The following is a 12,006-nucleotide window of genomic DNA, read 5'->3' as shown; positions in this document are numbered from 1 at the left end:
GGCGTGCCGGCCGGCGGGCGTCCGGCGGGGCCGGGCGGCGGCCGCCCCGGTGGCGGCGTCTACGGCGGCGGTCGGCCGGCCGGCGGCGGTGTCTACGGTGGCGCCCCGACGGGTGCTCCCCAGGGCGGCGGCGGCCCGCGTGGCGGTGGCCCGGGTGGCCCGCCCGGCGGCGCGCCGAACGGCGGCCGACCGCGCGGCGGCGGCGACCCACGAGGTGGCGGCGTCTACGGCGGTGGCGGACGCGCCGAACCCCCGCGTCGGCACCCCCGGGACCCGCGCTCCGGCCCGCGCCCGGAGGACGGGTACGACGACCGGCGGGGCGGCCAGTACGGGTACGGACAGCCGCCCGGCCGGGGCGAACGGTACTGAGTTGAGCAGCACCGCGTTGACGTGACCGGCCGGCCACGCCGGCAGGTGACCGGACGCGACGACGGGTGGCTGCCCCTGGGGGGCGGCCACCCGTCGGGTGCGTGTGGGGTCAGATCCGGCGCAGCACCGCGACGACCCGGCCCATGATGGTGGCGTCGTCGCCGGCGATCGGGTCGAAGGCCGGGTTCTGCGGCATCAGCCAGACGTGCCCGTCCCGCCGCCGGTAGGTCTTGACGGTCGCCTCGCCGTCGAGCATGGCGGCCACGATCTCACCGGAGTCGGCGGTCGGCTGCTGCCGGACCACCACCCAGTCGCCGTCGCAGATCGCCGCGTCGAGCATCGAGTCGCCCTTGACCTGGAGCATGAAGACCTCGCCCTCGCCGACCAGCTCGCGGGGGAGGGGGAAGATGTCCTCCACCGCCTGCTCGGCCAGGATCGGACCACCGGCGGCGATCCGGCCCAGCATCGGCACGTAGGCCGGGGTGGGTCGCTGGGAGCGGCTCAGCTCGTCGTCGACCGCGTCGCTGGGGGCCCGGACGTCCACCGCGCGCGGCCGGTTGGGGTCGCGGCGCAGGAAGCCCTTCTTCTCCAGCTCCTTGAGCTGGTAGGCGACGCTCGACGGGGAGACCAGGCCGACCGCCTCGCCGATCTCGCGCACGCTCGGCGGGTAGCCCTGCCGTTCGACCCAGCTGCGGATGAACTCCAGGATCCGGCGCTGCCGGGCGGTGAGGTCGACCGTGGCCGGGTCGGGGAAGCTGCTGACCACCGGGGTGACCGCGCGCACGGCCGGCTGCCCGGTCCGGCTGCGGGCGGGGCGGGGGCGCCGAATGGCCGGCGGACCCGCCTCGGCGATCTGCTGCGGGTTCTTCGGCCGGCTGGCCCGGTCCTCGGTCACGTCCGTCCTCCCTGGTCGGCGCTGGGTGCCTTGGCGGCTCGTGGTGCGTGCGGGGTGTTGCGGGGCCGGGCCCGACGTCGTGCGACGCGCCCGGTTGTTCATGACCGTATAGGTGGGATCGGTCATTTTCAAACATCTGTACGACCTGCCGTCGGCGTGTCGGCGCCGTATTGCCGGAAACTCGAACGCACGTTCTGATAAATGGTACGTCGTCGTCGAACTCCTGTTCGACTCGCCAGGTGCTTTCGCGATGGCCGTCCGTTTCCCGGGTCCCGCCCGGACGGGCGGTAACCTCCCGCGTGCCGTGCCGTTGGGGATGTCGGCGGGCGGCGCGCGGGCGGTTTTCCAGGTGACGCGCCGGACACGCTGCCAACTTGACCACACCCCGTCGGCGGCATACGGTCGACCCCTAGATGTAGTAGTCACACGGGCGTAAGTTGCCTACAGGTTGGGTTCGACTACCGACCGCACTCCCGTACCGTCGACGACGGCGACGGCCACCGACGGTGGCCCCGCCGGGCCGACGCGTGCCCGGAGACGGTCGGCGGGCGCCCACGGTCGATCAAGGAGGTCAGGCTATGCGGTGTCCGTACTGCCGACACGCCGACTCCCGGGTGGTCGACTCGCGGGAGGCCGACGACGGGCAGCTGATCCGTCGTCGCCGCTCCTGCCCGGAGTGCGGCAAGCGGTTCACCACGGTCGAGGAGGCCGTGCTCGCGGTGGTCAAGCGCAGCGGGGTGACCGAGCCGTTCAGCCGGACGAAGATCATCGGCGGGGTGCGCAAGGCGTGCCAGGGCCGGCCGGTCGACGAGGACTCGATCGCGCTGCTGGCGCAGAAGGTCGAGGAGACCGTGCGGGCGAAGGGGGCCGCCGAGATCCCGAGCCACGAGGTGGGGTTGGCGATCCTGGGCCCGCTGCGGGACCTGGACGAGGTGGCCTACCTCCGCTTCGCCAGCGTCTACCGGTCCTTCGACTCGCTGGCGGACTTCGAGCGCGAGATCGAGACGCTGCGGGGCGCCGCCCGCGCCCGCGCCGACGCGGTCGAGGCCGCCGGCCGGACCAGTTGATTTTCGAGTTTCTGACAGATGACGACGCGCGGTGGGTGACCGCGCAGACGAGGGGGCGGATGAGATGGCGGGGGACGGCGTGACAGCCAGCCGGTCGCGGGCAGCGAAGAACGGCGCGGCAACCGGGCTCAAGGTGCAGCGGGTCTGGACGACCGAGGGTGTGCACCCCTACGACGAGGTGGCGTGGGAGCGCCGCGACGTCGTGATGACGAACTGGCGGGACGGCTCGATCAACTTCGAGCAGCGCGGGGTGGAGTTCCCCGAGTCCTGGAGCGTCAACGCGGCCAACATCGTGACCACCAAGTACTTCCGGGGCGCGGTGGGGACCCCGGAGCGCGAGTGGTCGCTCAAGCAGCTGATCGACCGGGTGGTCACCACGTACCGCAAGGCCGGCGAGGAGCACGGCTACTTCGCCACCGCGGCGGACGCCGAGGTCTTCGCGCACGAGCTGACCTGGATGCTGCTGCACCAGGTGTTCAGTTTCAACTCGCCGGTCTGGTTCAACGTCGGCACCCCGTCGCCGCAGCAGGTCAGCGCCTGCTTCATCCTCGCGGTCGACGACTCGATGGACTCCATCCTGGACTGGTACAAGGAGGAGGGGCTGATCTTCAAGGGCGGCTCCGGCTCCGGCGTCAACCTGTCCCGGATCCGTTCCTCCCGCGAGCTGCTCTCCTCCGGCGGCACCGCCTCCGGCCCGGTCAGCTTCATGCGCGGCGCCGACGCCTCCGCCGGGACCATAAAGTCCGGCGGCGCCACCCGGCGCGCGGCCAAGATGGTCATCCTCGACGTGGACCACCCGGACATCGAGGAGTTCGTGGTCACCAAGGCGCGCGAGGAGGACAAGATCCGCGCGCTGCGGGACGCCGGCTTCGACATGGACCTGGGCGGCGCCGACATCGTCAGCGTGCAGTACCAGAACGCCAACAACTCGGTCCGGGTCTCCGACGAGTTCATGACGGCGGTGGAGAACGGCGGCGGCTTCGACCTGCGCGGCCGGCTCGACGGGCAGACCATCGAGACGATCGACGCCAAGAAGCTGTTCCGCACCATCTCCCAGGCCGCCTGGGAGTGCGCCGACCCCGGCCTGCAGTACGACGACACCATCAACGACTGGCACACCTGCCCGGAGACGGGGCGGATCACCGCGTCGAACCCGTGCTCGGAGTACCTGCACCTGGACAACTCCTCGTGCAACCTGGCCTCGCTCAACCTGATGAAGTTCCTCCGCGCCGACGGCGGCTTCGAGGTGGAGAAGTTCGTCCGCTCGGTCGAGTTCGTCATCACCGCGATGGACATCTCGATCTGCTTCGCCGACTTCCCGACCGAGAAGATCGGCGAGACCACCCGCGCCTACCGGCAGCTCGGCATCGGGTACGCCAACCTGGGCGCGCTGCTGATGGCGTCGGGCCTGCCGTACGACTCGGAGCAGGGCCGCTCGGTCGCCGCGGCGATCACCTCGCTGATGACCGGCACCGCGTACCGCCGCTCGGCCGAGCTGGCCGGCATCGTCGGCCCGTACGAGGGCTACGCCCGCAACGCCGAGCCGCACAAGCGGGTCATGCGCAAGCACGCCGCCGCCAACGACGCGATCAAGCCGGCCGGCACGGTCGCCACCGCCATCCAGCGGGCGGCCACCAAGCAGTGGACCGAGGGCAACAAGGTCGGTGACAAGTTCGGCTGGCGCAACTCGCAGGCCAGCGTGCTCGCCCCCACCGGCACCATCGGCCTGATGATGGACTGCGACACCACCGGCGTCGAGCCGGACCTGGCGCTGGTCAAGTTCAAGAAGCTGGTCGGCGGCGGCTCCATGCAGATCGTCAACCAGACCGTGCCGCGCGCGCTGCGCAGCCTCGGCTACCCCGAGGAGCAGGTCGAGGCGATCGTCGAGCACATCGCCGACCACGGCCACGTGGTGGACGCCCCCGGCCTCAAGCCGGAGCACTACCCGGTCTTCGACTGCGCGATGGGCGAGCGTTCCATCGCCCCGATGGGGCACGTGCGGATGATGGCGGCGGTCCAGCCGTTCATCTCCGGCGCCATCTCCAAGACGGTCAACATGCCGGAGCAGGCCACCGTCGAGGACGTCGAGAAGATCTACTTCGAGGGCTGGAAGCTCGGCCTCAAGGCCCTGGCGATCTACCGGGACAACTGCAAGGTCGGCCAGCCGCTGTCGGTGGCCAAGCCGAACAAGGTCGTCGAGTCGGCCCCGGCCGCCGTCGAGACCGCCGCCCCGGTGGTCGAGAAGGTCGTCGAGTACCGGCCGGTGCGCAAGCGGCTGCCGAAGAAGCGCCCGTCGGAGACGGTCAGCTTCTCCGTCGGCGGGGCCGAGGGCTACCTCACCGCGTCGTCCTACCCGGACGACGGGCTCGGCGAGGTCTTCCTCAAGATGTCCAAGCAGGGCTCGACCCTGGCCGGCGTGATGGACGCCTTCTCGGTGGCCATCTCGATCGGCCTCCAGTACGGCGTGCCGCTGGAGACGTTCGTCAGTAAGTTCACCAACATGCGCTTCGAGCCGGCCGGCATGACCGACGACCCGGACGTGCGGATGGCCGCCTCGGTGATGGACTACATCTTCCGTCGCCTGGCCCTGGACTTCCTGCCGTACGAGCGCCGGGCGGAGCTGGGCATCTTCACCGCCCAGGAGCGGGCCGCCCAGCTGCGGGCCGAGGCCGAGGCGGAGAGCGCCGGCACCGACCTCACCGCCATGGCGTCCTCCGCGCCGGTGGAGTCGCCGGAGACGAAGACCGGTCCGGTCGCCCAGCCGGCCCAGGAGGTCGCCGACGTCGCCGCCGCCAAGCCGGCACCGGCGGTGGGCTCCTCCACCGAGCTGCTGGAGGCCGTGATCGGCAAGGCGGCCGACGCGCCGCTCTGCTTCACCTGCGGCACCAAGATGCGCCCCGCCGGTAGCTGCTACGTCTGCGAGGGCTGCGGCTCCACCAGCGGCTGCAGCTGACCTGACCCGGATCGCGGCAGGGTCGGTCGACCCTGCCGCCGGCCCGACCATCGGAATGCCCCCCGCACCGCTACGGTGCGGGGGGCATTGCGCATCGTGCGGGACCGGTCGGCAGCACACCGATCGGCACCGCGCCATGGTGGAACGGGTCCGGTGATCACTGCGATCATCGGAACATGACCATCGCCGCGAGCTACGCCGAATTCGCCACGCGCGAGGCGCGCGGGGTGTCGCCCGGGTACGAGCGCCTGGCCCTCGCCGTGTCGCGCGACGAGGAGCTGCTCGCTCTGCTCGGCACGCTGCCGCCGGACAAGCGGCAGCCGAACCTGCTGTTCGGCGTCGTGCGGTGGCTCGGCGGGCCGGTCGCGGGCCTGGCCGCCTTCCGCGAGTTCATGGTGGCGAACTGGTCGGCGGTCGAGGCGGAGCTGCACACCCGGGCCACCCAGACGAACGAGCCGGGGCGCTGTGCCGTACTGCTGCCGGTGCTCGCCGCGTTGCCGCAGCCGCTCGCGCTGCTGGAGGTCGGCGCGTCCGCCGGGCTCTGTCTCTACCCCGACCGGTACGCCTACCGCTACGGCGAGCACCTGCTCGGCGCGGGCGAACCGGTCTGCGAGTGCGCGGCCACCGGGATGGCGCCGCCGAACCGCCTACCCGAGGTGGTGTGGCGGGCCGGCCTGGACCTGAACCCGCTCGACGTGACCGATCCCGCCGACGTCGACTGGCTCGACGCCCTCATCTGGCCGGAGCACGAGCACCGCCGCGCCCGGCTCCGGGCGGCGGCAGCCGTCGCCGCGGCCGAGCCGCCGCTGCTGGTCCGCGGCGACCTGGTGGACGAACTGCCGGCACTGGCCGCGCGGGCGCCGGCCGGGGCGACGCTGGTGGTGTTCCACACCTCCGTGCTCTACCAGGTGCCGGCTCCGCGGCGGGAGGCGTTCGCCGAGGTGGTCCGCGGGCTGCCCGGACACTGGATCTCGAACGAGGCCCCGGAGGTGCTGACCCACGACGGGCTGCCGGAGTCGCCGGGCGAGGCGCTGTACAACGTGCTGGCGCTCGACGGACGGCCGCTCGCCTGGACCCGCTCGCACGGGCAGGCGATGACCTGGTTCGGCTGACCCCGGTTCTCCGGGTTGCCGCCGCGGTAGGCCGGACGAGCGGGGGCTGCCGCGTCGGTGCGGCAGCCCCCGCCCCGTACGTCAGCGCTGCTTCTGCTGGCAGGGCACGCAGAAGCGGGCGTGCGGGAGCACCTCCAGGCGTTCCCGGGGGATCGGCCCGGCGCACCGCTCGCAGCTCCCGTACCGGCCCTCGGCGATGCGCCGCAGCGCCCCGGTGATCTGTTCCAGGCTCTGCCGGGTCGCGGCGAGCAGCGCGTCCCGGGTGTGGGCCTCGGCCGGATCACCGGTGTCGGCGGTGAGTTCGGTCAGCCGGGCGGTGTGCATCTCGAAGTCGGACGTCAGGGTCGACCGCAGTTCGTCGATCCAGTGCTGCTGGCTCGGCTGGAGGTGCGTGGTCATGGCGTAGCTCCTCGGAGAAAGAAAAAGGGCCGAAGCTGTGGAAGCTTCGCCCTGGTGGCCGTTTCACGTGGTGTGCACCCGGTCCAGGAGGGCTACGTCCGGCGGGGCTCGGCAGTCCGGGGGCGACCGAGCCGGCGCGCGACGGCGCGACAGCGACTCGCACGACGCGGGTTGCCACGGTGACCGGCAGGGCCGGCCGGCGGACAGCAGCGGGCGCCGCCGTCGTGCTGACGGCGGTCCTCTCCTGCTGCCCGGACAGACGCATCCGGCAACCATAGGCCGGGCCGACCGGAAAGCCAACGCCCTTAGCCGGCGGTCACGCCTCCCGCCGGTGGGCGGGTGCCCCGCGCCCCGATCCTCGTCAGTCCCGGGCGCGCTCGTGCCGTAGCAGGACGACGCCGTTGCCGAAGGTGCGGGTCCCGGTCAGCCGCAGCGGCTGCCGGTCGCCCGACGCGGGGAAGAGCTGGCGGCCCGCGCCGAGCACGACCGGGTGGACGTAGAGCCGGTACTCGTCGACCAGGTCGTGCCGCAGGAAGGTGCTGAGCAGGTCCGCCCCGCCGAGGGCCAGGTCGCCGCCCGGCTCGGCCTTGAGCCGCCGCACCTCGTCGGGTACGACCTCCCGGACCAGGGTGGCGTTCCAGTCGACCGCGTCCAGCGTCCGGGAGTAGACGATCTTCGGCATGTCCCGCCAGATGCCGGCGAACTCCACCACCGGGGCGGTGCTGGCCGGGTCCTGGTCGGCGGTCGGCCAGAACTCGGCCATCAGCTGGTAGCTGCGTCGCCCGTTGAGGAACCCGCCCATGGTGCGCAGCTCCGCGTTGAAGTGCCGGTGCAGCTCGTCGTCGACCTGGTGCCAGTCGAGGCTGCCGCCGGGGCCCTCGAAGAACCCGTCCAGCGACACGCTCATGTGTACGACGATCTTCCGCATCTGCCGTCCTTCCACAGTCGAACCCCCGTCGGCGTCCAGCATTCCGCAGCCCTACGACACGACCGGTCAGGCCGGCCGGCATGTCCCGGGTCCACCCCTCCCTCGCCGGGACCGGAACACCGGGGCAGGTGACCGTGCTGACCCCGGCCGGTGGCGCGTGCCGGAGGCGGCGCCCGCCTTCGTAGACTGCGCCGGTGGGTGCAGAGCGGCGACCGTTGGCGGACCGACCGTTGACCGAGCCGCACCCGTCCCGGCTGCCGCCGGAGCATCCCGACCGGGAGCGGATCCTCGCGGCCCACGCCGCCGCGCTCACCGCCGGTGAGGCCGGCTACCTCGACCCGGCCAGCGGGCTCTTCGTGCTCAGCGCCGGCTTCCTGGCCCGCCGGGGCACCTGCTGCGGGCGTGGCTGCCGACACTGCCCGTACGTCGACGACTGACCGCGTTATTCGGGTGCCCGCACCGGTCGCCCCGCCTAGGTTGGGTCGGCCGAGCCGCCGGTTCGGTCCCGGCCCCCGTTCGGCCGGCCCTGCCGTTCGGAAATGGTGACCCGTGACCGCACATGTCGAGGCCGCCGTGCCGGTGCGGCCCCGCCCCGGGCCGCTCTGGCGCAGCCGGGACTTCGCCCTGCTCTGGGGCGGTCAGACGGTCAGCGAGGTCGGCACCCGGATCTCCGGGGTGGCGGTACCGCTGCTCGCCGCCGACACCCTGCGCGCGAGCGTGTTCCAGGTCTCCCTGCTGGCCTTCCTGGCCTGGCTGCCGTACCTGCTCTTCTCGCTCCCCGCCGGCCTGCTCGCCGACCGGGTGGACCCGCGGCGGCTGATGGTCGCCTGCGACCTCGGCCGCGCCGCGCTGCTGCTGTCGCTGCCGGTGGTCGCCCTGGTCGGTCGCCTCAACCTGCCCTTCCTGTACGTCGTGGTCGGGCTCTCCGGCGTGCTGACGGTGTTCTTCACCGTGGCGTACAAGAGCACCCTGCCCCGGCTGGTGCCGGCGGACCGGCTCGTCGAGGGCAACGCCCGGCTCACCGTCAGCCAGGACGGGGCCCAGCTGGTCGGGCCGACGGTCGGCGGGACGCTGACCGGGCTCGTCGGCGCGGCGTGGACCTTCCTCGGCACCGCGCTGGCCTTCGTGGTCAGCGCGGTGACGCTGCTGCTGATCCGGCAGCCGACCGCCGCCCGACCCGCCACCGGCGATCGGGTGCCGGTGCGGGTCGCCCTCACCGAAGGGCTCGGTTTCATCCGCCGGCAGCCGATCCTGGTACGGATCCTGGCCTGCGTCACCGTGTCCAACTTCTTCGCCATGGCGACGAGTTCGCTGGAGGTCACCTACCTGGTGCGGGAGCTGCACGCCTCCCCGGCGGTGGTCGGGGTGATCTTCTCCCTCGGCGCGGTGGGCGGGCTGGTCAGCGGCGCGTTGGCCGACCGGCTCTCCCGGTGGATCGGCTCGGCGCGGGTGATCTGGGTCGCGATGGCCGTCCCGGGGCCGCTCTACCTGCTGGTGCCGCTGGCCCGGCCCGGCTGGGGCCTGGCGCTCTACGCCGTCGGCCTCGCCGCGTTCTCCGCCAACGCGGTGTTGTTCAACGTCGCCATCCTGTCGTACCGGCAGCGCATCACCCCGCCGGAACTGCTCGGCCGGGTCAACGCCTCGTTCCTGTGGATCTGCTTCGGGGTGGTGCCGCTCGGCGCGCTCTTCGGCGGGACGCTGGGCAGCCAGTGGGGGCTGCGGCCGGCGCTGGTCCTGACGGCCCTGGGGACGTGGAGCGCGGCGCTGTTCGTGGTCTGCTCGCCACTGCGCCGGATGCGCGATCTGCCGCCGGCCTGAAGCGGCGGGGGTGACGCGGCGGTCGCGGACCGCGACCCTCGACGAGGGCCCGCCCCGGGTGCGCGCCGGAGGACTTTCGCGCCGGCATGGGTTGCCCGTACGGTGTCCGACGGACATCCGGCGGGCCCCCGCCGACGACCGCGGAGGTTCCCCGTGCACGCGCGGATCTGGCTCACCGCCTCAGCCGTCCTGCTGACCACCGGCTGCGGCGCCCAGCCCCGACCGGTGGCCGTGCCGGCGGTGGACCCGGTGACGGTGGAGGTGGCCGCCGCGTCCTCGGGTGGGGCGTGCCGGCTGCTGGACTTCGCGGTGATCGAGGAGCACCTCGGCGTCCGGTTCGACGTGGCCGCGGCCAGCGACAAGGGCGACACCCACACCTGCGTGGTCCGCGCCGAGGGGGCCACCCTGCCCGAGCTGACGTTGACCGTCACCGACACCTCGATCGACGTGCCGACCTTCAACGCCGACGTGCTGCCCGACGGGGCGGCCAAGGTGGCGAAGCTGGGCCAGGTCGCCTATCGCCGCACCCTCGCCAAGACGGCGAAGCACGGTCCCGTCGCCGAGGTCGGCTGGCTGGCCACCGAGGACCGGTTGGCCACCCTGCACTGGACGTGTGAGCGTGGCGCACCGAAGGCCCAGGCCGAGGAGCTGACCGGCAAACTGGTCAGCCTGGCGAAGAAAATCAACACCCGGGCCATGTGAGGCTCGCGGGCGGGGCGCCCGACGGAAGCGGGCCGCCCGCGCGGACCGAGGCGATGGCCCCGGAGGAGCAGGCGGCCCGAGCCGTCAGTGGGCGGCGACGAAGACGCGCGAGGCGACCTCGCGGGGGAGCCGGACCCGCTCGCCCGAGCGGTCGATGAACACCCCGTCCCGCTCCTGCGCGACGGTGACCGTGGCGCCCGGGTCGACCCCGGCGGCGTGCAGCTGGCGCAGCACGTCGGCGTCGGTCTGCACGCTCTCGCAGATCCGCCGGACCACGACCGTCCCGGAGAGGCCGGGGAAGGCCAGATTGCGCTCACCCTCGACCGTGTCGGCCTCGGGCTCCGGCGAGCCCAGCTCCTCCAGCCCCGGGATCGGGTTGCCGTACGGCGAGCGGGTGGGCCGGTTGAGCAGGTCGTAGACCCGCTTCTCCACGGCGTCGCTCATCACGTGCTCCCACCGGCAGGCCTCCTCGTGGGCCTCCTCGTAGGGCATCCCGATGACGTTGACCAGCAGCAGCTCGGCGAGGCGGTGCTTGCGCATCACGGAGACGGCGCTGTTGCGACCCTGCGGGGTCAGCGTCAGGTGCCGGTCGCCCTCGACGGTGAGCAGCCCGTCGCGCTCCATCCGGGCGACGGTCTGGCTGACGGTCGGCCCGCTCTGGCGCAGCCGCTCGGCGATCCGCGCGCGTAGCGGCGGCACACCCTCCTCCTCGAGCTCGAGGATGGTGCGAAGGTACATCTCGGTCGTGTCGACCAAATCGTGTTTCACGTCAGCCCTCCGGTGCACGATGCTACCCCGCGGCCCCGACAACGGCCGGTGCCGAACCGCCAGGTCGCTGCCCGGATGGTGTTGACTGGTCGCCATGTCCGGAACTCAGGAGCCGCTGATCGAGGTCGAGCAGCTCGCCGCCGCGCTCGCCGAGCCCGACCCGCCCACCCTGCTCGACGTGCGCTGGCGGCTGACCGGCCCGCCCGGCCGCGAGGACTACGCCGCTTCTCACCTGCCCGGCGCGGTCTTCGTCGACCTGGACACCGCGCTCTGCGGCCCGCCCGGTGCCGCCGGCCGGCACCCGCTGCCCGACCCGGCCGCCCTGCAGGCCGTGCTGCGGGCCGCCGGCGTCCGCGCCGGTCACCCCGTCGTCGTGTACGACGGCGGCGACGGCATGGCCGCCGCCCGCGCCTGGTGGACCCTGCGCTGGGCCGGCCACCGGCCGGTACGGCTGCTGCACGGCGGGTGGCCGGCCTGGCTCGCCGCCGGCCTGCCCACCTCCACCGAGGTACCCGCCCCGCCCCCGGGTGACGTGACCCTCCGCCCCGGAGCCCTGCCGGTGCTGGACACCGCCGCCGCGGCGGAGTTGGCCGCCGCTGACGAAGGCGTCCTCCTCGACGTCCGGGCCGCGCCGCGCTACCGCGGCGAGACCGAGCCGATCGACCCCGTCGCCGGGCACGTGCCGGGCGCGGTGAACCTGCCCGCCCCGGAGTACGTCGCCGAGGGGCGCTTCCCGGCCGCCGAGGCGCTGCGCGAGCGGTTCGCCGCCGCCGGGGTGACCGAGGACGCGCCGGTCGGGGCGTACTGCGGATCGGGGGTGACGGCCGCGCAGGCGGTGCTCGCCCTGCACCTGGCGGGGCGACCGGACGCCGCGCTCTACGTCGGCTCGTGGAGCAACTGGGTGGCCGACCCGGACCGGCCGGTGGCCACCGGCGAGACACCACAGCGCTGAGCAGCGCGTGCGGTGGGCGGCGGGCGCTCGTGCGACGATAATC

At 73.2% G+C, this 12,006-nt stretch carries 12 protein-coding genes; 7 read left to right on the top strand and 5 right to left on the bottom strand.

Translation table 11 applies throughout. The features are described 5' to 3' along the window. Both V6U89_RS23990 and lexA read right to left on the bottom strand, forming a co-directional pair. On the bottom strand, positions 1–459 hold a 459-nt coding region (locus V6U89_RS23990; RefSeq protein WP_334573650.1), incomplete at its 3' end, for a hypothetical protein. A 19-nt stretch (positions 460–478) separates the two neighbouring features. Continuing rightward, positions 479–1,264, bottom strand: coding sequence for a transcriptional repressor LexA (lexA, locus tag V6U89_RS23985; protein ID WP_334573648.1), 786 nt, complete (start codon positions 1,262–1,264; stop codon positions 479–481). Positions 1,265–1,842: 578 nt separating this feature from the next. On the opposite strand from lexA, the gene nrdR reads away from it, so the two are divergent. The 3 genes from nrdR to V6U89_RS23970 all read left to right on the top strand — a co-directional run bounded on the left by nrdR (position 1,843) and on the right by V6U89_RS23970 (position 6,396). Continuing rightward, positions 1,843–2,331, top strand: a complete 489-nt coding sequence (gene nrdR, locus V6U89_RS23980) for a transcriptional regulator NrdR (RefSeq protein WP_334573647.1) — start codon at positions 1,843–1,845, stop codon at positions 2,329–2,331. 64 nt (positions 2,332–2,395) lie between these two features. Continuing rightward, a complete protein-coding gene (locus V6U89_RS23975; protein ID WP_334573663.1) occupies positions 2,396–5,284 on the top strand; it encodes a vitamin B12-dependent ribonucleotide reductase in 2,889 nt (962 codons plus the stop codon). A gap of 176 nt (positions 5,285–5,460) precedes the next feature. Then, positions 5,461–6,396 (top strand): DUF2332 domain-containing protein, encoded by a 936-nt coding sequence (locus V6U89_RS23970; protein ID WP_334573646.1) that lies wholly within the window; start codon positions 5,461–5,463, stop codon positions 6,394–6,396. A gap of 81 nt (positions 6,397–6,477) precedes the next feature. On the opposite strand, the gene V6U89_RS23965 is transcribed toward V6U89_RS23970, so the two are convergent. Both V6U89_RS23965 and V6U89_RS23960 read right to left on the bottom strand, forming a co-directional pair. Further along, on the bottom strand, positions 6,478–6,795 hold the full coding sequence (locus tag V6U89_RS23965) for a TraR/DksA family transcriptional regulator (protein ID WP_334573645.1): 318 nt from the start codon (positions 6,793–6,795) through the stop codon (positions 6,478–6,480). 361 nt (positions 6,796–7,156) lie between these two features. After that, positions 7,157–7,723: a dihydrofolate reductase family protein gene (locus tag V6U89_RS23960; protein WP_334573644.1), complete on the bottom strand. Its 567-nt coding sequence runs from the start codon at positions 7,721–7,723 to the stop codon at positions 7,157–7,159. Between the two features lie 194 nt (positions 7,724–7,917). Between V6U89_RS23960 and V6U89_RS23955 the strand changes: the two genes are divergently transcribed. The 3 genes from V6U89_RS23955 to V6U89_RS23945 all read left to right on the top strand — a co-directional run bounded on the left by V6U89_RS23955 (position 7,918) and on the right by V6U89_RS23945 (position 10,243). Continuing rightward, complete coding sequence (locus V6U89_RS23955) at positions 7,918–8,160, top strand: DUF5522 domain-containing protein (protein WP_334573643.1); 243 nt, start codon at positions 7,918–7,920, stop codon at positions 8,158–8,160. A gap of 112 nt (positions 8,161–8,272) precedes the next feature. Further along, entirely contained in the window at positions 8,273–9,541 is a 1,269-nt protein-coding gene (locus tag V6U89_RS23950) for an MFS transporter (protein ID WP_334573642.1), read from the top strand. 153 nt (positions 9,542–9,694) lie between these two features. After that, positions 9,695–10,243 (top strand): hypothetical protein, encoded by a 549-nt coding sequence (locus V6U89_RS23945; protein ID WP_334573641.1) that lies wholly within the window; start codon positions 9,695–9,697, stop codon positions 10,241–10,243. Positions 10,244–10,327: 84 nt separating this feature from the next. Here the strand turns inward: V6U89_RS23945 and V6U89_RS23940 are convergent, their stop codons facing one another. Next, a complete protein-coding gene (locus tag V6U89_RS23940; protein ID WP_334573640.1) occupies positions 10,328–11,011 on the bottom strand; it encodes a metal-dependent transcriptional regulator in 684 nt (227 codons plus the stop codon). A 94-nt stretch (positions 11,012–11,105) separates the two neighbouring features. On the opposite strand from V6U89_RS23940, the gene V6U89_RS23935 reads away from it, so the two are divergent. Then, positions 11,106–11,963 carry a sulfurtransferase gene (locus V6U89_RS23935; protein ID WP_334573638.1) on the top strand — a complete coding sequence of 286 codons (858 nt, stop codon included), beginning with the start codon at positions 11,106–11,108 and terminating at the stop codon, positions 11,961–11,963. The last annotated feature ends 43 nt before the right edge of the window (positions 11,964–12,006 follow it).

Origin of the sequence: Micromonospora sp. CPCC 206171 (assembly GCF_036906755.1) — a bacterium.
In the GTDB taxonomy this organism is placed as follows: Bacteria; Actinomycetota; Actinomycetes; order Mycobacteriales; family Micromonosporaceae; genus Micromonospora; species Micromonospora purpureochromogenes.
Note: the sequence above shows the minus strand (reverse complement) of the source record. Positions and strands in the feature narration are given on the sequence as shown.

What these genes read in the sequence shown, in the direction of transcription:
- V6U89_RS23970 (WP_334573646.1), top strand. Translation starts at nt 5,461, where the DNA reads ATGACCATCGCCGCGAGCTACGCCGAATTCGCCACGCGCGAGGCGCGC.
- V6U89_RS23965 (WP_334573645.1), bottom strand. Translation starts at nt 6,795, where the DNA reads ATGACCACGCACCTCCAGCCGAGCCAGCAGCACTGGATCGACGAACTG.
- V6U89_RS23960 (WP_334573644.1), bottom strand. Translation starts at nt 7,723, where the DNA reads ATGCGGAAGATCGTCGTACACATGAGCGTGTCGCTGGACGGGTTCTTC.
- V6U89_RS23975 (WP_334573663.1), top strand. Translation starts at nt 2,396, where the DNA reads ATGGCGGGGGACGGCGTGACAGCCAGCCGGTCGCGGGCAGCGAAGAAC.
- nrdR (WP_334573647.1), top strand. Translation starts at nt 1,843, where the DNA reads ATGCGGTGTCCGTACTGCCGACACGCCGACTCCCGGGTGGTCGACTCG.
- V6U89_RS23935 (WP_334573638.1), top strand. Translation starts at nt 11,106, where the DNA reads ATGTCCGGAACTCAGGAGCCGCTGATCGAGGTCGAGCAGCTCGCCGCC.